Annotated in this window: 18 protein-coding genes; 8 read left to right on the top strand and 10 right to left on the bottom strand. The window is 67.8% G+C overall.

Features of this window, described 5'->3' with window-relative positions; all coding sequences use genetic code 11:
* Position 1 precedes the first annotated feature (1 nt).
* From IEV67_RS13385 to IEV67_RS13365, 5 genes are all read right to left on the bottom strand, one after another.
* Entirely contained in the window at positions 2-1,060 is a 1,059-nt protein-coding gene (locus IEV67_RS13385; protein ID WP_229703117.1) for an LLM class flavin-dependent oxidoreductase, read from the bottom strand.
* 39 nt (positions 1,061-1,099) lie between these two features.
* Entirely contained in the window at positions 1,100-2,392 is a 1,293-nt protein-coding gene (locus IEV67_RS13380; RefSeq protein WP_188437073.1) for an O-acetylhomoserine aminocarboxypropyltransferase/cysteine synthase family protein, read from the bottom strand.
* Entirely contained in the window at positions 2,389-3,075 is a 687-nt protein-coding gene (locus IEV67_RS13375) for an alpha/beta hydrolase (protein ID WP_188437072.1), read from the bottom strand. Before IEV67_RS13375 ends, IEV67_RS13380 begins: the two co-directional genes overlap by 4 nt.
* 74 nt (positions 3,076-3,149) lie before the next feature.
* Complete coding sequence (locus tag IEV67_RS13370; protein WP_188437071.1) at positions 3,150-4,184, bottom strand: LLM class flavin-dependent oxidoreductase; 1,035 nt, start codon at positions 4,182-4,184, stop codon at positions 3,150-3,152.
* Between the two features lie 30 nt (positions 4,185-4,214).
* Positions 4,215-4,856, bottom strand: a complete 642-nt coding sequence (locus IEV67_RS13365; protein WP_188437070.1) for an NADPH-dependent F420 reductase — start codon at positions 4,854-4,856, stop codon at positions 4,215-4,217.
* A 114-nt stretch (positions 4,857-4,970) separates the two neighbouring features.
* On the opposite strand from IEV67_RS13365, the gene IEV67_RS13360 reads away from it, so the two are divergent.
* Positions 4,971-5,309: a winged helix-turn-helix transcriptional regulator gene (locus IEV67_RS13360; protein ID WP_188437069.1), complete on the top strand. Its 339-nt coding sequence runs from the start codon at positions 4,971-4,973 to the stop codon at positions 5,307-5,309.
* Between the two features lie 42 nt (positions 5,310-5,351).
* Here IEV67_RS13360 and IEV67_RS13355 read toward each other — a convergent pair whose 3' ends face one another.
* Together IEV67_RS13355 and hrpA are read right to left on the bottom strand one after the other, a co-directional pair.
* Positions 5,352-6,296 carry a quinone oxidoreductase family protein gene (locus tag IEV67_RS13355; protein WP_188437068.1) on the bottom strand — a complete coding sequence of 315 codons (945 nt, stop codon included), beginning with the start codon at positions 6,294-6,296 and terminating at the stop codon, positions 5,352-5,354.
* 24 nt (positions 6,297-6,320) lie between these two features.
* Positions 6,321-10,208, bottom strand: a complete 3,888-nt coding sequence (gene hrpA / locus IEV67_RS13350; protein WP_188437067.1) for an ATP-dependent RNA helicase HrpA — start codon at positions 10,206-10,208, stop codon at positions 6,321-6,323.
* A 67-nt stretch (positions 10,209-10,275) separates the two neighbouring features.
* Here hrpA and IEV67_RS13345 point away from each other — a divergent pair, with 67 nt between their 5' ends.
* The 4 genes from IEV67_RS13345 to IEV67_RS13330 all read left to right on the top strand — a co-directional run bounded on the left by IEV67_RS13345 (position 10,276) and on the right by IEV67_RS13330 (position 15,235).
* Positions 10,276-11,112, top strand: a complete 837-nt coding sequence (locus IEV67_RS13345) for an aldo/keto reductase (protein ID WP_188437066.1) — start codon at positions 10,276-10,278, stop codon at positions 11,110-11,112.
* A 73-nt stretch (positions 11,113-11,185) separates the two neighbouring features.
* Positions 11,186-11,752 (top strand): FMN reductase, encoded by a 567-nt coding sequence (gene msuE / locus IEV67_RS13340; protein ID WP_188437065.1) that lies wholly within the window; start codon positions 11,186-11,188, stop codon positions 11,750-11,752.
* 24 nt (positions 11,753-11,776) lie between these two features.
* A complete protein-coding gene (locus IEV67_RS13335) occupies positions 11,777-13,573 on the top strand; it encodes a thioredoxin domain-containing protein (protein WP_188437064.1) in 1,797 nt (598 codons plus the stop codon).
* Between the two features lie 135 nt (positions 13,574-13,708).
* Positions 13,709-15,235, top strand: a complete 1,527-nt coding sequence (locus tag IEV67_RS13330; RefSeq protein ID WP_188437063.1) for an HNH endonuclease signature motif containing protein — start codon at positions 13,709-13,711, stop codon at positions 15,233-15,235.
* A gap of 32 nt (positions 15,236-15,267) precedes the next feature.
* Here the strand turns inward: IEV67_RS13330 and IEV67_RS13325 are convergent, their stop codons facing one another.
* The 3 genes from IEV67_RS13325 to IEV67_RS13315 are packed head-to-tail and all read right to left on the bottom strand — an operon-like array spanning position 15,268 to position 17,549.
* Positions 15,268-15,483 (bottom strand): hypothetical protein, encoded by a 216-nt coding sequence (locus IEV67_RS13325; RefSeq protein WP_188437062.1) that lies wholly within the window; start codon positions 15,481-15,483, stop codon positions 15,268-15,270.
* A gap of 10 nt (positions 15,484-15,493) precedes the next feature.
* A complete protein-coding gene (locus IEV67_RS13320) occupies positions 15,494-15,955 on the bottom strand; it encodes a hypothetical protein (RefSeq protein ID WP_188437061.1) in 462 nt (153 codons plus the stop codon).
* A gap of 43 nt (positions 15,956-15,998) precedes the next feature.
* Entirely contained in the window at positions 15,999-17,549 is a 1,551-nt protein-coding gene (locus tag IEV67_RS13315; RefSeq protein WP_188437060.1) for a dolichyl-phosphate-mannose--protein mannosyltransferase, read from the bottom strand.
* A gap of 40 nt (positions 17,550-17,589) precedes the next feature.
* Between IEV67_RS13315 and rsmI the strand changes: the two genes are divergently transcribed.
* The 3 genes from rsmI to IEV67_RS13300 all read left to right on the top strand — a co-directional run bounded on the left by rsmI (position 17,590) and on the right by IEV67_RS13300 (position 20,749).
* Positions 17,590-18,411 carry a 16S rRNA (cytidine(1402)-2'-O)-methyltransferase gene (rsmI, locus tag IEV67_RS13310; RefSeq protein WP_188437059.1) on the top strand — a complete coding sequence of 274 codons (822 nt, stop codon included), beginning with the start codon at positions 17,590-17,592 and terminating at the stop codon, positions 18,409-18,411.
* A gap of 173 nt (positions 18,412-18,584) precedes the next feature.
* On the top strand, positions 18,585-20,120 hold the full coding sequence (locus tag IEV67_RS13305) for a molybdopterin-dependent oxidoreductase (RefSeq protein ID WP_188437058.1): 1,536 nt from the start codon (positions 18,585-18,587) through the stop codon (positions 20,118-20,120).
* Positions 20,121-20,137: 17 nt separating this feature from the next.
* The gene (locus tag IEV67_RS13300) at positions 20,138-20,749 is read left to right on the top strand and encodes a class I SAM-dependent methyltransferase (protein ID WP_188437057.1); all 612 of its coding nucleotides are present in this window, start codon (positions 20,138-20,140) and stop codon (positions 20,747-20,749) included.
* Positions 20,750-20,758 lie beyond the last annotated feature (9 nt).

Genomic DNA, 20,758 nt, shown 5'->3' with positions numbered 1-20,758 from the left:
CTCAGCGTAGAGCAGTCGCGAGTGCCTCCTGCGGCACGAGCGGGAAGACCTGCTCGGCGATGCGGTCGAGTTCCTCGTCCAGCGGCGAGGCCTGGATCAGCAGCAGCGTGATGCCGGCGTCCGCGTAGTCGTTGATGCGCTCGGCGACCTGCTCGGCCGTGCCGACGAGGTTCGGGCGCAGCCCGCGCGTGCCGACGGAGTACTCGCGACGGCTGACCTCGAGTGACAGCTTCGAGTTCGTGACGAACTCCTCGAACGATGCGTAGCCGGGGGAGTCGGGGTCCACTGTCGTGATCCGGTCGAGTTCCCGCTGCGCCTCCGCCTCGGTGTCGCGGACGATCACGTACGCCGGCATCCCGAATTCGGCGATGGGACGGCCATGGATCCGCTCGGAGCGGGTGTTCATGTCGGTGACGTTGCCGCGCACCTCGTCAAGAGTGCCGCCGTGCATGACGTAGGCATCGGCGAAATCGGCGATGGCCTCCCGCCCTGCGTCGCTCTCACCCCCGGCGAAGACGACGGGGTGCGCCTGCGGCTTCGGTTCGACGATCGTGCCTTCGAACTCGTAGTGGTCGCCCGCGTACGAGAACGGCGTCTGCTCCCACAGCCCGTCCAGCACCTCGACGAACTCCTTCGCCTGCGTGTAGCGCTCATCGTGCGCGGGGAAGTTGCCGCCGAACTGCCTGGCCTCTTCGGCCCACCACGCGGCGACGACGTTCAAGGACACGCGCCCCGGAGCGATGCTGTCGAGTGTGCCGACCGTCTTCGCGAGTACGGCGGGCAGATGGAAACCGGGACGCACGGCCGTCATCACCCGCAGCCGGTCGGTGACCGCGAGGATCGCGGCCGACAGCGACCACGCCTCCAGGCTCGGCGCCTCGATGCCCTTGCGGTCGTTGAGATACAGCTCGGGAACGAGTGTGGTGTGGAACCCGAGCCTGTCGGCCTTCACCGAGACCTCGCGGATGTGCTCCCATGTGGCTGCCATCCGACCCTCGTCGGTGACGTTGCGCAGGAATCCGCCGTAGACGGGCGTCCAGTATCCGAGGTTGATGCTCATGATTCTCCTGTGCGCGGGGCGCTTCGTGTGAGGGCGGGTTCAGATGCGGGCGAGCGCGCGGTCGAGATCGGCGATGAGATCGGCGGAATCTTCCAGCCCTGCACTCAGGCGGATCGTATTCAGCGAGATGCCGGCGGCGGCCCGCTGCTCGGCATCCAGGTGCGAATGGGTCATGGATGCCGGATGCGAGACGAGGCTTCGTGCGTCCCCGATGTTGGCCACCAGACGGAAGACCTCGAGAGAATCGATCACCTGCGCGACGCGTGCCTGGGCTCCGGCATCCTCCGCTGCGCGAAGGTCGATCGAGAACACCGACGGCACTCCACGAGGCAGGTAGCGTTCGGCGAGCGAGTGCCAGCGGTTGCCCTCGAGCCCAGGATGGTGGACGGCGGCGACTTTCGGATGCTGCGCCAGATGCTCGGCGATCGTCAGCGCTGTCGCGCTCTGACGCGCCACCCGGAGGTCGAGCGTCTCGATGCCCTGCAGGATCTGCCACGCGTTGAACGGCGAGAGCGATGGACCGAGATCATGCACGTACTTGGATTTCACCAGGGCGGCGAACGCCTGTCCGATGCCGAAGCGCTCCCAGAGCACCAACTCGCCGAACCGTGGGTACGGCTCGGTGAACTGCGGCCAGCGTTCGGGCTCGGCACCGAAGTCGAACGAGCCCTGATCGACCACGACGCCGCCGAGCGAAGTGCCATGGCCGGAGAGGAACTTGGTCGCCGAGTGCACGACGAAATCGGCGCCGTGCTCGCCGGGGCGGATCAGGTACGGCGTGCCGACGGTGTTGTCGATCACGAGCGGCACGCCGGCCGCATGCGCGATGTCGGCGACGAGGCGGAAGTCGAGCACCTGGGCGATCGGATTGGCGATCGACTCGGCGAACACGGCGCGCGTGGTGGGGCGGATGGCGGTCCGCCACGCGCCCGCGTCGTCCTGATCGACGAAGGTCACCTCGATGCCGAAGTCGGCGAACGTGTCCTGGAACAGGTCGACGGTGCCGCCGTAGAGCTGGTTCGCGGAGACGACGTGACCGCCCCGTCCGGCGAGCGCCATCAGCGTGACGGCGACGGCCGCCTGCCCTGACGCGACGGCCACCGCTGATGAGCCTCCCTCGAGGGCCGCGACGCGCTCCTCCAGCACCTGTTGGGTGGGGCTGGCGTTGCGGCTGTAGAGGTTGCCGGTCTGCCTGAGCGCGAAGAGGTCGGCGGCGTCGGCCAGCGACGCGAACTCGTAGGCGGCGGTCTGATAGATCGGCGGCACCGCACTGTTCTGCGGGACCCCGGGCGTGTATCCGCCCTGCACCTGCTGCGTCGAGAACCCGGTCATGCGGCGAGCACCCCGGTTGAAACGCGCACGACCGGGGCGTGCACGTCTCCACTGCGCAGTCGCTCCAGCCACAGCACGATGGATGCCGCGACGCTGCGGTGCGACTGGTCGTTCAGCGCATCGTGGAGGCCGTCGACGGTCTCGATCAGTTCGATGTCCGGGACAGCGGCCAGCAGTGCGCCGGCCTCCGCGATGGGGGAGACGGTGTCGGCGGATCCATGGAACGCGAGAACAGGCACGGCGATGGCCGCGAGGTCGGGGGCCGCCGGGACCGGCTCCGCGGTGGCCGGTGCCGTGCGCGCCTCAGCCGTGCCGAGCACGCCGAGGTGGACGGGGCACGCCGTGCGCTCCTCATCGGCGGGCTGGTCGGTGTCGACATCCACGGGCGTACCGGCGATGATCGCGCCATCCGGTGTCTCGCCCTCTGCGAGCACCCGGAGAACACCGGCGGCTCCGGTGTCCGAGCCGACCAGCACCCGCGGGGCGTCTTCCGTGTTCGCGAGCCACGAGGCTGCGGCATCGGCATCCGCCTCGAAGACGGCCACGGTGTACCCGTCGGCGCTGAGGCGCTTCCCGAATCGTTCGTACACAGGTGCACCCTCGCCGCGACCGGTGACGACGGCGATGGTGCCGCGCACGCGGGCAGGTGGGGTCCAAACGGCGGCGGGGGAACTCGTGGTCATGCGTCCATATTGGGCGCTGTCAGAGGGTGTGCGACATGGATGTGTCGAACTGTTGCAGTCTGTGTCGCCCAGCATCACGACTTCGCGAGAAGCCTTTCCACGCGCGGTTTCACTTCGGTTGCCAGCAGTGTGAGCGATTCGATCAAGTGCTCCTGTGGCAGACCACCCAGGTCCATCTGCAGGAAGTGGCGTGTATGCCCCATGTAACCGTGCAGGTGAACGATGCGCTCGGCGACGTCATCCGGATCTCCGACGTAGTACGCACCCGGTGCGTGCGCCTGTGCGTGATAATCGTCGTCGCTCGGCGTTGCCCAGCCGCGCAGCTTGGCCATCGACTCGTTGAGGTTTCGCCAGCCAGGGTAGAAGCGCTCGAGTGCTTCGCTCTTGGTCGGTGCGATCAGGCCGAGCGCGGCGATCGACACTTTGATACCGGCGCCTGTGTGACCCGCCTTTGCGGCGCTTGCCCGGTAGAGCTGGGCGAGCGGTGCGAAACGGTGCGGGGCGCCGCCGATGATGCCGTAGCTGATCGGCAGGCCGAGTCGGCCCGCGCGCGCTGAGGAGGGGGCGCTGCCACCTGTTCCGACCCAGAGCGGCAGCGAACCGCCTGCGGGCCGCGGCACGACGGGAAGATTGTCGATGTCGGAGCGAACCGTGCCCCGCCAGGTGACGTGGTCTGAGGCATTGATCCGCATCAGCAGATCCAGCTTCTCCTCGTAGAGACGGTCGTAGTCGCGCAGGTCATAGCCGAAAAGGGGGTACGACTCGACCGATGATCCGCGACCCGCAGTGATCTCGACTCGGCCGCCAGCAACGGCGTCGGCGGTGGCGAACTGCTGGAACACCCTGACCGGGTCGTCGGTGCTGATCACACTGACACCGGAGCCGAGGCGGATCTGCTTCGTCGCCCCCGCTGCCGCCGCGATCATGGCACCGGGCGATGACGCCGGCATCTCGAAGGTATGGTGCTCGCCGACGGCGAAGTAGTCCAGTCCCACGGTGTCCGAGTGCACGATCGCATCGAAGAGGTTCTTGATCGCCTCGGATGTTGAGCGAAGGGTGCCGTCGCCGTTGCGCTGAGTGTCGCCGAAGCTGTAGGCGCCGAGTTCCATGGTGGTGTCCTTTGTTCTTGCGATCGGGATTCAGAGTGCGAATTCGTGAGTCGGAAGTGCGGCGTCGAGTGCCTCGCGTGTGAGGATGCTGTTGAAGATGTCCGTCCCGGGACCGAAGGCGCGACCGGTGTGCAGCGGGCCGGAATAGACCGAATCGAAGCCGAAGCGATCGATCATTTTGGAGACCAGCCGAGCGGCGTCTTCATCGTCGCTCGCGATGGCGAGAGCTCGTCGATCGGGCGTGCCTTCGTCTGCCCAGTCCTCCTCCAACTCGTGATAGCCGATGTGGTTGAGTGACTTCACGAGGCGAGCGCCCGTGAAGTGCCGTGCGACAACCTCGCTCGTCGTCGTGTCGTCGACATCGGGCTCATCCTGCTCGCCATCGACAGGCGACCACCAGTTCATCGCGTCGACGACGACTTTTCCGGCCAGAGGAGCGGGGTCGATGGATCGATGCTTGTGCAATGGCACCGCGAGGATGACGATGTCCGCGTCGCGCACTGCGCCGCCGGCCGTCATCGGTGTCGCACCGGGTATGACGATCTCGGTGAGCAACGAGATGTCGTCAGCCGCTCCTGAACCTGCGACATGGACGTCGAAGCCGGCCCTGAGCGCGGTCCGCGCCACGGCTGAACCCACTCTTCCGACACCCAGCACTGCAATCGTGGTCACTGTTTCTCCTCATACGCATCGCTCCGACGTGTGCTCTTCCAGTCTGTGACGCAGATTCCTCCGCGACGAATCGGTGATAAGTTACTAACTATTAGTAAGTCGAGGAGGGTGCAGATGGAGACGCAGCACATCGATGAAGAGCTCTGCCGAGCCTTCCGTCGATCCGCAGAACTCGCCGGAAAGAAGTGGAACGCCGCTATCCTCCTGGCGCTGTCCCGTGGTGCCGACCGCTTCTCGAGCATCATCGACTCGGTCGAGGGTCTCTCAGACCGGCTCCTCGCGGCGCGGTTGCGCGAGATGGAGTCTCACGGACTGGTCGATCGGGAAGTCATTCCGAGCACCCCCGTGCAGATTCTGTACCGGCTCACGCCCGCCGGGAGCGATCTGATCCGAATCTTGAACCCTCTTGTGCAGTGGTCTCAGCGCTGGGAGCAGGTCACGCGTGCGGAGTGAGGAAGTCTGGCGACGCCGGCCCCGATCCAACTCGAAGATGCATCAGGGAACCAGCGTGATCTTGCCGCGCGCGGCGTGCGCCTCGATCAGTTCGTGCGCCTGAGCGGCCTCCGAGAGGGGCAATTCAGCGCCGAGCTCCACCTGGAAGTCGCCGCTCGCGATGAGGTCGATCGCGACGCGCACACCCTCGTCGCGCCAGGCGATCTCCTGCTTCGTGAGAGGGATGGGGGAGCCACCGCTGAAGGCGCGGATGCCGAGGCTCTCAGCATCCGGTCCGCGCACGATCGTCGCGATGCGATCGTGGTCGGCGACCAGCTCCTTCGACACCTCGATCGCCTCGTCGGTGCCGATGCAGTCCAGCGCCACTGTGACGCCGTTCGGCGCCGCGGCGCGGACACGGTCGGCCAGGCCATCGCCGTAGGCGACGGGGATCGCGCCGAGTTCACGCAGCTGCTCGTGACGCTCTGGACTGCCGGTGGCGATGACGGTCGCGCCCCACGCGACGGCGAACTGGATCGCGGCCTGTCCGACGGCGCCGGAGCCGGCGTGGATCAGCAGCGTGTCACCCTCACCGACCTGCAGTGAGCGCAGGCACTGGTAGGCGGTCCCGACCGGAATGCTGAGGGCCGCGCCTTCGGCGGCGGTGACGCCATCCGGCAACGCATGGAGATTCTCGGCGGGCACGACGAGATGCGTCGCGTAGCTTCCGTCCGCGCCACCGAATGCGACGCGGTCACCGACGGTGAAGTCGGTCACGCCGTCGCCGACCGAGTCGACGACACCGGCGCCGTCGAAGCCGACGCGGCGGGGCTCGGTGATGGGTGGCATGGGCCGCTTGCCGCTGCGCCGTTTCGCATCGAGCGGATTGACGCCGGCAGCCTCGACCCGCACGACGACCTGGCCTGGGCCGGCGACGGGGTCGGGGATCTCCACGAGCTGGAGGACGTCAGGGGAGCCGAGTTCTGTGTAGACGATCGCACGAGCCATGCCGCCAGGCTACCCGGGCTGCGCTCAACGTGCGGTCAGCAGTTTCTGGATGCGCTGCGGCGAGACCGGCTGCGCGGTGCCTAGCCGCTGTGCGAACACGCTGATCCGGTATTCCTCCAGCAGCCAGCGCGCCTCGACCAGAGCGGGTGCGGCGTCTGCGGCGAGTGGGATCGTGCCCCCGGCATCCTCGAATGCCTTCGACACTCTCTCGAACTCCGTCATCCGCGTGCGGTCTTTGCCTGGTTCGTTCGACAGCGTCTTCAGTCGATCGAGCATGCCGTCGAGATACCGGGGGATGTGCGTGAGGCGCTCGGCGCCGGTCGCCGAGATGAACCCCGGATGTAGCAGCGCGCTCAGCTGGGAACGGATGTCGTTGAGCGGACCGAGCAGAGCGAGCGAGTTCTCCGATTTGATGCCGCGCTCGACGTCTCGCGACTTCGTGAGGATGCGTGCGACGAGGGAGACGGTGGCGAACAGCTGGTCCACGAGAGTGGCGTTCACGGCATCCCTCGCCGCGGTGAATTCCGCTTCGGTGCGGATCGGGTTCGCGGGCAGTGCTGCGCGCACGACGGCGGCCCTGGCATCTTCGATCAGCGCGGCGGCCGACGAGTACGGCGACGCGGCGAGCGCCAGCTTCTCCTGCGAGGTGAGGTGCTCCTGCACGTAGGACGCGGGCGATGGGACGTTCAGCAATGCGAGGCGCAGCACGCCGTCGCGGGTGGCCGCGGCCGCCGCATCCGCTGTCGCCTCGACGCGCACCGAGACGGTCTTGCCCTGGTCGACGATCGCCGGATACCCGCGCACGACGCCGCCCGCGACCTTGGTATCGAGCACCTCGGGCAGGTCGCCGAAGGTCCAGGTCGTCAGGCCGTCCTGCTCGATGGATCCTCGAACGGATGCTGCGGCCACAGCCTGAGCATCGGGGCGCCCTCTGCCTCTCTCGGGCCGCGCGATCGAACGCGCGACGCTGGAGCGAGCGCGATCCGAGAGGGAGTTCTGCAGTTCGCCGAGGTCGCGTGCTGATCCGGCGACCCGGCCGCGCTCGTCGACCGCGCGGAAGTTCATACGCAGGTGCCCAGGCACGCGCTCGTCGTCGAAGTCGGCAGCAGACACCGGTTGATTCGCCAGCGGCTGGATCATGCGTGCCAGCGCCTCCTTCAACGAGCGCGGTGGTCGTCCGCCGTGGTTCTCCGGCCCCTCTTCGGCGAGGGCCGCCCCGAACTTGTCCGCCCAGTCGGCGGCAGGCACGACATGCCTGCGGATCGCCTTCGGCAGCGCGCGCAGCAGAGCGGTGACGAGGTCGGCGCGCAGCCCAGGCATCTGCCAGTCGAAGCCGCGATTCTCGACTTGCGCCAGCAGCGCGAGCGGCACGACGACGCTGACGCCGTCATCCGGAGCGCCCGGCTCGAAGCGGTAAGCGAGCCCGAGCACCTGATCGCCTTGGGTCCATCGCGTGGGGAAGTCGTTCTGGTCTGCGCGTTCGTCATCTTCGATCAGGTCGCTCTCGCGCATGACGAGCAGCTTCGGGGTCTGCTGCAGTGTCTCGCGCCACCACTTCTCGAACGAGCGCACATCGAACACTTCGGCGGGGATCCGCTCGTCGTAGAAGCGGAACACCTCTTCGTCGCCGGCGAGGATGTCGCGTCTGCGCTCGCGTTCCTCCAGCTTCTCCAGACGCTTGCGCAGTTCGCCGTTGCTGCGCCAGAACGCGCTGACCCGCTTGTCGAGCTGTGTCGGGTCCCACTCGCCCTCGACCAGCGCGTGCCGCACGAACAGCTCGCGGGAGGCGGCGCGGTCGATGCGAGCGAACTGGATGCGCCGTCGCGGGATGATCTCGACGCCGAACAGCGTCACCTTCTCGAAGGCGACGGCGGCGCCGGCATCCTTCGACCAGTGCGGTTCGGAGACCTGCCTCTTGGCGAGGTCGCCGGCGAGCGACTCGGCCCACGCGGGATCGATCGCGGCGACCGTGCGCGCGAAGGTGCGAGAGGTCTCGACGATCTCGGCGGCCATGACCGCCTGCGGGCTCTGCTTGCGCAGGCCGGATCCGGGGAAGATCGAGAAGCGGATGCCGCGTGCACCCCGATACTCGGCGATCCGGCGCTTCGGGTCCTTCTGGCTCTTCGACTGGCCTTTGGGCGGCGTCTTGGTGTTGCGCTCGTCGAGGATGCCGATCTGGGAGAGCAGACCGGACAACAGGGCGCGGTGGATGGCGTCAGGGTCTGCGGCGCCACCGCCTTTCGATGCCTGCGGGGCCTTGACGAGCGAGCGCAGTTGGCGGTGCACGTCGAACCACTCGCGGACGCGGACGTAGTTCAGGTGCTCGGAGCGGCACAGGCGACGGAACGCACTCGAGCCGAGTTCGCGCTGCTGCTCGCGCAGGTGGTTCCACAGGTTCAGCGTCGCGAGGAAGTCGCTCGTCGGATCGGTGAAGCGCGCGTGCATCCGTTCGGCGGCGTCGCGAACGGCCTGCGGTGCCTCCTGCGATGGGCGCTCGCGGACGTCCTGGATCGTGAGCCCGGCGACGATCGCCAGGACGGGCTCGGTGACGCCGTGCTTCTGCGCCTCCAGCAGCATGCGTGCGAAGCGGGGGTCGATCGGCATCCGGGCGATGTCCCGCCCGACACGGGTGAGACGCGGAGTGTCTCGAGCGAGGTCCACGGCACCGAGCTCGGTGAGCAGGTCGAACGCAGCCTTGATGCCGCGCGAATCCGGTGGAGTGAGGAACGGGAACGCGGCGATGTCGCCGAACCCGAGTGAGAGCATCTGCAGCACGACCGAGGCGAGAGACGTGCGCAGCACCTCGGGTTCGGTGAACTCCGCACGCTTCTCGAAGTCGTCTTCGCCGTAGAGGCGGATCGCGATGCCGTCGCTCGTGCGCCCCGCTCGCCCCGCGCGCTGATTGGCCGATGCCTGCGAGATGGGTTCGATCGGCAGCCGCTGCACCTTCGAGCGGTTGCTGTACCGGGAGACGCGCGCCGTCCCGGTGTCGATGACGTACTTGATGCCGGGGACGGTGAGGCTGGTCTCCGCGACGTTCGTGGCGAGGATGACGCGCCGCCGCACTCCGGCGACGCGGCTCGGCTCGAACACGCGATGCTGCTCGGCGGCGGACAGCCTTCCGTACAACGGAAGCACCTCGACGGGGGCCTTGCTCGACGTGTACGCCGCGCGCACGGCATCCGCAGCATCCCTGATCTCGGCCTCGCCGGGAAGGAACACGAGCACATCGCCCTGGGCCTCGCGATCGAGTTCGCGCAGCGCCGTGACGATCGCCGAGACCTCGTCTTCGCTCTCGTCCTCGGACGGCGTCCGGTACCGGATCTCGACCGGATAGGTGCGACCTGAGACCTCGATGACCGGCGCGGGCTCGCCATCCGGCGCAGCGAAGTGCTTCGCGAAGCTCTCCGGGTCGATCGTCGCCGAGGTGATGATGACCTTGAGGTCCGGGCGCTCCGGGAGGATGCGGGTGAGGTAGCCGAGCAGGAAGTCGACGTTGAGCGAGCGCTCGTGCGCCTCGTCGATGATGATCGTGTCGTAGCGGCGCAGCAGCCGGTCGCGGTGGATCTCGTTGAGCAGGATGCCGTCGGTCATCAGCGCGACCTTCGTCGCATCCGACACCTGGTCGGTGAACCGCACCTTGTAGCCGACGACTCCGCCGAGTTCGACGTGCAGCTCCTCGGCGATCCGCTCGGCGATCGTGCGGGCGGCGAGTCGGCGCGGCTGAGTGTGCGCGATGTTCGTGCGGCCGAGCTCGAGGCAGATCTTCGGCAGCTGGGTGGTCTTGCCCGAGCCCGTCGCGCCGGCGACGACGACGACCTGATTGTCGCGGATGGCATCGGCGATCTCGTCCCTCGCAGCGCTGACGGGCAGCTCCGGGGGATAGGTGATGACGAGATCGGCAGAAGACATAGCCCTCCATCGTATGACGGTGACGCGTCGCGAGGCGACCTGTCATCACAGGTCGTAGGCTGGACGCATGACGATCCCCACTGTGACTCTCAACGACGGACACACCATTCCTCAACTCGGCTACGGCGTCTTCAAGGTGCCGCCGGCAGACACCGAGCGCACCGTCAGCGAAGCGCTCGAGATCGGCTACCGCCACATCGACACCGCGGCGATCTACGGCAATGAGGAGGGCGTGGGCGCCGCGATCGCGAAGAGCGGCATCGCCCGTGACGAGCTGTTCATCACCACCAAGCTGTGGAACGACCGGCACGACGGCGACGAGCCGAACGCCGCGATCGCCGAGAGCCTCGAGAAGCTGGGGCTCGAGCACGTCGACCTGTACCTCGTGCACTGGCCGACGCCCGGCAAGGACAACTACGTCCACGCATTCGCCAAGCTCATCGAGCTGCGCGAGGCGGGACTCACTCGCAGCATCGGCGTCTCGAACTTCCTCGCCGAGCACCTCGAGCGCGTCGTGAACGAGACCGGCGTGACCCCGGCCGTCGACCAGATCGAGCTGCACCCCGCGTACCAGCAGCGCGAGACCGTCGCATGGGCGGCGGACCACGGCATCCGCATCGAATCCTGGGGTCCGCTCGGACAGGGCAAGTACGACCTGTTCGGCACTCCGGCGGTCGCCGATGCGGCAACCGCGCACGGCAAGACCCCCGCGCAGGTCGTGCTGGGCTGGCACCTGCAGAAGGGGAACATCGTGTTCCCGAAGTCGGTGCGCGCCGAACGCCTGCGCGAGAACCTCGACGTGTTCGATTTCACCCTCACCGATGCCGAGATCGCGGCGATCGACGGTCTCGACCCGCTCGATGGCTCGGGCCGCGTGGGCACGCACCCGAACGAGTTCGACTGAGCGCCTGACGCTTACATGACGCCCCGTGTCGCTCCATGCGCCACGGGGCGTCGTCATGGGTACGTTCTATGGCATGACCGCTCCTTATCGCATCGTCGCCGTCTCCGGCTCGCTCCACGAGCCCAGCAAGACGACCGCGCTTCTGCGAGCCATCGCCGCTGCCGTCGCCGAGCGGGCGGAGGTCGAGGTGCAGCTGATCGAACTCACCACAATCGGCCCGGCGCTCGCCGGCGCATTGCGACGCGATCACCTGCCCGCGAGCGTCGAGGAGCAGCTGGTCGCGATCGAGCAGGCCGACCTGCTGATCGTCGGCAGCCCGGTCTACCGGGCATCGTTCACCGGGCTGTTCAAGCATCTGTTCGACTTCGTCGGCCAGTACGCGCTGGTCGGCAAGCCGGTGCTGCTGGCGGCGACCGGCGGGGGAGAGCGCCATGCGCTCATCATCGAACACCAGCTGCGACCGCTGTTCGCGTTCTTCCAGGCGCTCACGCTTCCGCTCGGCGTCTACGCCAGCGACACCGACTTCGACGGATACGTCGTGAACTCCGAGATCCTGCAGGCACGCATCTCGCTCGCGGCGGAGCGTGCCCTGCCGCTGGTCGGATACGCGGCATCGCGGTCGGTGGAGGCGCTCGTCTGACCTGGTCGGCGTAGCGTGGGGCGCATGACGAATCGTCTCGCCGACACGCTCAGTCCGTATCTGCGCTCGCACGCCGACAATCCGGTCGACTGGTTCCCGTGGGGCGTGGATGCATTCGCCGAGGCGCAGCGACGAGACGTGCCGCTGATGATCTCGATCGGCTATTCGACGTGCCACTGGTGCCACGTCATGGCACGCGAGTCCTTCTCGGATCCCGAGACTGCTGCGCTCATCAACGACGGCTTCGTCGCGGTCAAGGTCGATCGGGAGGAGCACCCTGATGTCGACGGAGCGTACATGGCTGCGGCGTCCGCATTCACGCAGAATCTCGGCTGGCCGTTGACCGTATTCGCGACACCGCAGGGGCGCACGTTCTACGCCGGCACGTACTGGCCTCCTTCCGCGACGGGCGGCATGCCCGGATTCCGGGATGTGCTCGCCGCGGTGCGGGAGGCCTGGACGCTTCGTCGCGAGCAGGCGATCGAATCGGCGGATGCTGTGGCCGATGCGCTCGCGAGCGCTGCGAACACCACGCCGTCTCCGCTGCCGTCGTCTGCGGGCCTGGCCGCCGCTGCTGCGGCGATCGCCGCGCGTGAGGACGCGACGTTCGGCGGGTTCGGTGGAGCGCCGAAGTTCCCTGTGGCGACGACGCTGCGGTTCCTGCAGAGTCCGCTCGTGCACCGTGAGGCAGCAGATGCGGCGGCCGCTGCGACGCGCGCGCTCGCCGCGATGTCGGCATCCGCTCTGCACGACGTCGACGGAGGCTTCTTCCGGTATGCGACGCAGCGCGATTGGACCGTGCCCCACTACGAGCGGATGCTGACAGACAACGCGCAGCTGCTCGATGTGGCGGTCGCGGAAGGCGACGAATCGACGGCGCGGGGGATCGCCTCCTTCCTGCTCGATGTGCTGCGGCGCGAGGGCGGCGCCTTCGGCGCTGCGCAGGACTCGGAATCCTGGATCGACGGGCAGCGCAGCGAAGGCGGCTACTACCTCGCCGCCGATCGTTCGTCTCTGGAACCGCCCGCGGTCGACGGCAAGGTCATCACGGCGTGGAACGGCCTCGCGATCGGTGCCGTGGCGCGGGCGAGTGCTGTGCTCGGAGAGCCGGAATGGTCGGATGCTGCGGCTGCAGCGGCGTCGTTCGTGCTGTCGACCAACCGCTCGCCTGACGGGCGGCTCGTCAGAGCGTCGCTGGATGGTGTCGCATCGACAGCCGTCGCGACCCTTGCGGATCTGGGGCTCCTCGCGGAAGGGCTGTTCGGCCTGGCAGTGGCCACGGGTGACGTGTCGTGGGCTTCGGCGGGTCGCGATCTCCTCGACGAGGCGCTCGACGAGGGCGCCGCGGCAGACCCAGTGCTGGCGGCGCAGGGTGTGGCATCCGCTCCCGATCAGACCGATGGCGACCTGCCGTCGGCCGTCTCGGCTCTTGCAGGGGCGGCGCTGGCGGCGTGGCGACTGGGTGCCGGGTCGCGATATCGGGCGGCGGCCGAGGAGCAGGTGCAGGCGCATGCGGCATCCGCTCTGCAGCATCCGTTCGGACATGGCTCGCTTCTGGCGGTGGCCGCGGGTCTGATCGAACCGCCTCGTCAGCTGGTCGTCGTCACCGATGATCGTTCAGGGCCGCTCGCCGTCGCTTCGCGCGGAGTGGACGCCGACGTGATCGCAGTCGTGACGCCGGCTCAGGCGCGTGCGTTCGCGGATGCCGGTTTCGAGCTGTTCGAGGGCAAGGGCGCGGCGTCCGGTCTCGCGTATGACTGTCGGGCGTTCGTCTGCCGACTACCGGTCGATGATCCCGCGGAGCTCGTCGGGGAGCGGTGATTCCTGGTCGTATCTGACGTCGGATTATGTAGCGGATGCTGCAGTGTGTAGCGCGGGGAGAATTGTTCGGAATAGTTGTCTGATCAGCCTGAAAAGCGGGGTGGAATGTCTGTGGCCCGGTGTTGAATGGGTGGTATGAACAGCATCGTTGCTCGGTTTCGGGAACTCGAGGAGTCCCTCGATTCCGTGGCGCGTGATGCGTTCGGTGCGGAGGCGATCCCGGGGTTGTCGGATGCGGATGCTGCGGAGTTGCTCGCGCTGACGGGGAAGATGCAGCGGCGCCTGGAAGGCGTGCAGGTCGAGGCGACGGTGCAGGTCTGCGACCGGTCGGCCGGGGTGAAGGAAGAGCGGATGACGACCCGGTACGGCTGCTCCAAGCCCGCGGATCTGGTGCGGATGCTGACCGGCACCGATACTCGAGGAGCTACGCGGCTCGTGCGGGCGGCACGCCTGGTGCGCCGAGACCGCGGCATCACGGATGGGGTGTTCCTGCCGGCCCGGTATCAGGCGTTGCGTGAGGTGATGGTCGAGGGGCGTCTGGGGGTGGCGGGGTTGTTGGCGGCGACGGATCCGATCGAGCAGTCCGCCCGCCGGATCAGTGACGAGAACCGGGTCGAGGCCGACCGGCAGCTTGCCGACTTCGCCCGCGGGATGACTGGCGATGCTGCGGACAGTGAGGCGCCGCGTCCGATCCCTCTGCCGGAGGACCTGGGAGTGTTGGCGCGGGTGATGGTCGCGTATCTGGACCCGGATGGTGCGGAGCCGGCGGAAGAGGCCGCGATGCGAGGACGGTACTTCTCCATCGGGAAAGTGAAGGACGGCGCCGCCCCCGTGCGCGGCAGCCTGCTGCCCGAAGTGGCCGCGCAACTCGCCCTGCTGATCGACAGTCTCCTCAACCCCAAGGTGAACGGGGCGGACGACCCAGGCAGGGACGGCGACGCAACCGGCGGCGAGTCAACCGACACCGGCACGACGGGCAGCGGGTCGACCGGTGGCGGGTCGACGGGGCAGCACAGTGGTGTGCGGTTCGAGCCATCAGAGGAGACGGATCCCGCGGACGGTCCCGTGTTCACGGACACCCGCACGCGTGGGCAGAAGGTCCATGATGCGCTGGCGGCGATTCTGAACACCGCGGCTCGTACCGATCTGTTCCCGCACCTGGGTGGTGCCGCGCCGACGCTCACTGTCGCGGCGACCGCCGCGGACCTCGCGGCAGGGAACGGGTGGGCGCAGATCGGGCACACCGGTGACCTCGTCCCGTTGACTGCGGCACTGCAGACCGGGTGCGCGGGCGGTATCCAACGGATCCTGTTCGACGAGCATGGCCGGATCGTGTCGATCGGCACCAGTGGCCGGATCTTCAACGCCCTGCAACGCCGCGCGATCACCGCGAGAGATGGTGGGTGTGTGATCCCGGGGTGCACGATCCCCGCGACCTGGTGCGAAGTGCATCACGTGCACGAGCACGCCCAGGGCGGACCCACGCATACCGACAACGGGGTGCTGCTGTGCTGGTTCCATCACCGCACCCTGCATTTGACCGAATGGGTCATCCGCATGAACCACGGCGTCCCCGAAGTCCGCGGCCCCGCCTGGTGGGACCCCCACCAGCACTGGCACCCCACCCGAAGCCCACACCAACGACAACCCGCACCAGGATGAGAAACCCGGGCGCGAGAATCCCGGGCGAGCAGTTACTGGTTGCGCGGGTGCTGCCGTGCCATCCGCTCGTTGCCTCGTCGATAGTTCCCCGTCACGCGTGCCATGAGCAGTTGCGGATCACCCCGATCCACCTCAGCCAGGAATTCCGCTGCGCGTTCTCCGCGAAGCACGGTCGCTCGCCTGCCATGGTGGCTGATCACGACGTCCTCGCCGTGCATCTCATATGCGAACCCGCTTGGAGCGCCCATGGACGCGATGCTATCTGCCGATCGGCGGTGCCGGGTGGCTCGCTCGTTGCGCAGCCTTCGCCCTGCGGATCGAGCCGCGCAGATCGAGCAGCGCGCAGCTGAAGTCCCACTGGTCGATCAGTCGCCAGGAGATCAGCTGCGTCGCGAGCGTCTCGGCGAAACGCAGTTGCACCCCGCGGTCGATCCGGTCAGGCAGCAGCCATGGCTCGGACACATAGATGCCGAGCCCGAAAAGCAGATCGTCGGCGAACATCGTTCGCACGAAGGCATCTTCGGGCGTGATCTCGCGTTCGAGGTCCAGCACCGAGCGATCGCCATCGGTCAAGATGCGGTGCCCCTCAGCCTCCAAGCATCGGCGCAGCTGCGCATCGGCCGTAGCGATTCGTCGGCGACGCAGACCCGTCTTGCCTTTGAGCTGCGCGCTCAGGAAAGCGGTCAGGATCTCGTCGATGTGTGGTCGCTGCCTCTGCATGCGGCCATATTCGTCGGGGCCACCGACATCGAACCGACCGCACTCACACCCAGGTCGGCATCCAGTTGTGGATCAGCCAGAATTCGTACGGGACGTTCATCCCGACCCATACCGGGTAGAAGAATGCCGAAACGAGCACCGTGACCACGAGGAAGACGATGACCGTGCGTTCGCCCGACTGCCGGCGATGCAGCGGTTCATCGCGGCGTCCGGCGATCTCCCTCAGCGCGAGCACCAGTGCGAGCACCAGGAACGGCATCATCACCACTGTGTAGAACTGGAAGATCGTGCGCTCGGGGTACAGCAGCCACGGCACGTAGGTCACGCCGAGGCCGACCAGTGGGATCGCGTAGGTCCACGGCATCGGCGAGCGCCGGATGAGCCCGCGCACGAAGCGATAGAGCAGGAATATCGCCGCGGCGATCCCGGCGTACCAGATCAGCGGATTCGGCACCGACGACACCACCGAGATGCAGTGATCGGTGCCGCAGCTCTGATCATCTCCCACCCAGACCGCGGTCGGACGGATGAGGAACGGCCATTGCCATGCCGGACTCGCGTACGGGTGCCCGCTGCTGAGCCCGACGTGGAAGCCGTAGATCGACTCGTGATACTTCCACAGCGACGCGAACGGATTCCCAGCAGCCTGGCGATCGTACCCACCGGCCGTCACCAGCCACCCCGTCCAACTCACGAGATACGTGAGCAGCGCCGCCGGCACCAGCAGAACGAACGAGACCGCGCCCTGCCGGAACGCGGCATCCGTCGGCCAGAACAGCACACCTGCACGTCGACGCGCCAGCGCATCCGTGACGACGAGATACAGCCCTGCACCCGCCAGCGCGTAGAGCCCCGACCACTTCACCGCGCAGGCCGCGCCCAGCGCGACACCCGCCGCGATCACCCACGGGCGGCGCCAGATCACACGCCCCCAGAGCGGATCGGGTGCATCCGGATCGGCATTCTCCACCAGCGGGATGCTGCGTCGGCGGTCGTACAGGATGAACAAGAACCCCAGCAGGATGAAGAAAGTCAGGATGCCGTCGAGCAGCGCGATCCGGCTCATCACGATGCTGAGTCCGTCGATCGCGAGCAGGAGCCCCGCGACCGTCGCCGCGACGACCGATCTCGTCAGTTCATTGGCGACGAAGTACACGAGCAGAACCGTGGCCGCGCCGATCAGGGCGACCATCAGGCGCCAGGCCGCGCTGCCTCCCGCACCGAACACGCCCATGCCGAGGGTGATGATCCACTTGCCGAGTGGAGGGTGCACCACGAAGCTGCCGGTTGCGCTCAGCGCTGTGGTGTCGCCGGTGATGAACGCCTCGTTCGCACCGTCGCCCCAGGTGCCTTCGTAGCCGAGCGTCCACAGCGACCAGGCATCCTTGACGTAGTACGTCTCATCGAACGCGAGCACATTCGGATGCGCAAGGTTCGCCAGGCGCAGCACCGCCGCGAGCGCAGTGATCACCAGCGGCGAGAGCCAGCGGATGACGCGATTCCAGTCCGGATCGAGCAGCAGCCGATCACGCAACCGGCCCCACCTGGTCAGACGCTCCGCAGGGGGCGGAAGCAGAGGCACGGGCGCGGTCACGGCATAAGCCTAAGCGGCAGGGCGCGCCTAAGCTGATCCTGTGATCATCCTCGCCGCGACTCCGATCGGAAACCTCGGCGATGCGTCCCGCCGCCTCATCGAGGTGCTGGAGAACGCCGAGATCGTCGCAGCGGAGGACACCCGCACCACAGCTCACCTGCTTCGCGCGCTGCAGATCGAGAATCGACCGCGACTCATCGCCCTGCACGATCACAACGAGAAGCACCTGGCAGCCGAGCTCGCCGCCCTCGCCGCCGAGCAGGACATCGTGGTCGTCAGCGACGCCGGGATGCCGGCGGTCAGCGATCCCGGCTACGGGCTGGTCGCGGAAGCGGTCGCACAGGGCGTCACGGTGACGGCGATCCCCGGACCGAGCGCGGTGCTCATGGCGCTCGCGATCTCGGGTCTGCCGACCGACCGCTTCACGTTCGAGGGCTTCCTGCCGCGCAAACCGGGGGAGCGGCGGACGGCGCTCCGGTCCGTCGCGAGCGAGAAACGCACCATGGTCTTCTTCGAATCGCCCGCCCGCCTCGTCTCGACGCTCGCCGACATGGGGGCGGCATTCGGCTCAGACCGCCGCATCGCGGTGTGCCGTGAGCTGACGAAGTTCTACGAGGAGGTGCGCCGTGGCACAGCATCCGAGCTCGTGGAGTGGGCCGAGAACGGCGTCAAGGGCGAGATCGTCGTCGTGGTCGAAGGCGCCCCGCATCAAGATGTCTCGGCAGAGGATGCCGGCGCCCAGGTGCAGGCGCTCGTCGAAAGCGGCATGCGTCTGAAGGAGGCGTGTGCGGAGGTCGCCGCTGCGACCGGCCTGAGCTCGCGCGACCTCTACCAGCAGGCGCTCGCAGCCCGTAAGCCATGACGGACGCGAGCCGTGCACGTTCTTCGGAGAACTGCGCTCGTCTCGGAGAGAATCGCCAGAATCGCTCCGAAGATAGCGCAATTCTCCGAGCGAAGCGCACGCACGCCACGCAGCGGGCGGTGATGCCGCGTTCTGCGGGTCGATAGGCGCGCATCCGCGCGTAAGCTCATCGAATGAGGCGATACAGCGCTGCGAGAACCCGATGGCGTGCCGCGGCCGCCGGTCTCGCGGCCGTGCTCTTCGCCGCCGGTCTCGGTGAGCTGACGGCATCCCTCCTCGCGCCGTCCGCGAGCCCGTTCGCGGCGATCGGCGGCGGGCTCATCGACATCGCGCCGAGCTGGGCGAAAGACCTCGCGATAGAGCTGTTCGGCACCGGCGACAAAGCTGCGCTCCTCACGGCGATGGCGCTGGTGGCCGGTCTCGCAGCCGCAGCCGCTGGGCTGCTCGAGTTGTGGCGACGCCCTGTCGGAACAGCGATCTTCGTCGCGCTCGGTATCGTCGGGGCCGTCGTGGCGACGGTGCGATCCGACGGAGATCTGCTGGCATGGCTGCCTTCGATCCTCGCGGGCGCGGCCGGAGCGATCGCGCTGCGCGTGCTCATGAAACGTGCGACCCCTGCGGCGGAAGCGCCGAAGGACGGTCCCGATCGTCGGCAGTTCCTGGTGTGGACCGGCGCGACGGCGGCGCTCGGCGCGGCCGCGCTCGTCTTCGGGAACCTCGCACGCGCGACAGTGCGCACGGTCGAGGCCGCGCGCGCAGCAGTGCGGCTGCCTGCCGCGACGACTGCTGCACCGGCTGTGCCGGCAGCGGCCGAGCTCGGAATAGAGGGTCTTGCCCCGGTGATCACACCGAACGGCGAGTTCTACCGCATCGACACCGCCCTCGTGGTGCCGCAGGTCGATGCGGCGGATTGGAGTCTGCGGGTGCACGGCATGGTCGATCACGAAGTCGTCCTCACGTGGGACGAGCTCCTGGCGCTGCCGCTGCAGGAGAGCGACATCACCCTCGCGTGCGTCTCCAACACCGTCGGCGGCGACCTCATCGGCAATGCCAGGTGGCTCGGGTATCCGGTGCGCGAGCTGCTCGCGCGGGCCGGTGTGTCCACGGATGCCGACATGGTGCTCTCCACCTCGATCGACGGATTCACCGCATCGACGCCGCTCGAGGCGCTCACCGACGACCGGGACTCGTTACTCGCCGTCGGGATGAACGGCGAGCCGCTCCCGCTCGCGCACGGCTTCCCCGTGCGACTGGTGGTCCCCGGCCTCTACGGGTACGTGTCGGCCACCAAGTGGGTGACCGAACTCGAAGTCACGCGGTTCGACAGGGCGAGCGCCTATTGGACGTCGCGCGGATGGTCGGAGCGCGGCCCTATCAAGTTGCAGTCGCGGATCGACGTGCCCAGAGACGGACGCGACGTCGAGGCGGGATCGTCAGTGATCGCCGGCATGGCGTGGCATCAGCACGTCGGCGTCGACGGGGTGGAGGTGCGCATCGACGGCGGGGCGTGGCGACGAGCGGAACTCGCGTCGGCGATCTCCGATGACACGTGGGTGCAGTGGAGCCTGCCATGGACCGCCGAGACCGGCACGCATGAGATCGAATGCCGCGCGCTCAGCGTCGATGGCGAGACGCAGACCTCGACCCCCGCGCCGCCTGCCCCGGATGGCGCGCAGGGCTGGCACCGGATCAACGTGACCGTCAGTTGATCCGTAGGCTCGTCGTCATGACCGACGATGCGATCGCCGCGGCCTATGACGCCCGCGCCACCGAGTACCTCGAGATCGCGGGATCGATCGCGCAGATGGACGCCGCCGATCGGGAGCTCATCGGGGCATGGCGTGATCAATCACAGGGACGGATGCTGGATGCCGGATGCGGCCCAGGGCTGTGGACCGAGTTCCTCCACGATGGACACCGCGACGTCGTCGGCGTCGACATCGCGTCGCAGTTTCTCGTCGCTGCCCGCGCTCGCTCGCCGCATCTCGTCTTCGAACAGGCAACGCTCCGCGACCTGCCGTTCGCGGACGCGTCTTTCGGCGGCATCCTTGCCTGGTACTCCCTCATCCACACGCCTCCGGCCGAGCTTCCGCTGATCCTCGCCGAGCTCGCTCGGGTGCTCGAGCCAGGTGGCTCGCTGCTCATCGGCTACTTCGAAGGCGTTCCCCGCGAGCAGTTCCCCCACGCCGTCGTCCCCGCATACTTCTGGTCGGGCGACGCGCTCTCCGAACTCCTTGCGGATGTCGATCTCACCGTCATCTCCCGCGAACGGCGTGACCGCACGCCCGGGGAAGTGAGCCGGCGCCCGCACGGTGCGGTGACCGCTCGTCGACGCTGATCGCGAATC

The organism is Microbacterium murale, from assembly GCF_014635185.1.
Classification (GTDB): Bacteria; Actinomycetota; Actinomycetes; order Actinomycetales; family Microbacteriaceae; genus Microbacterium; species Microbacterium murale.
The sequence above is the reverse complement of the archived record's forward strand: the minus strand, read 5'-3'. Positions and strand labels throughout refer to the sequence as shown.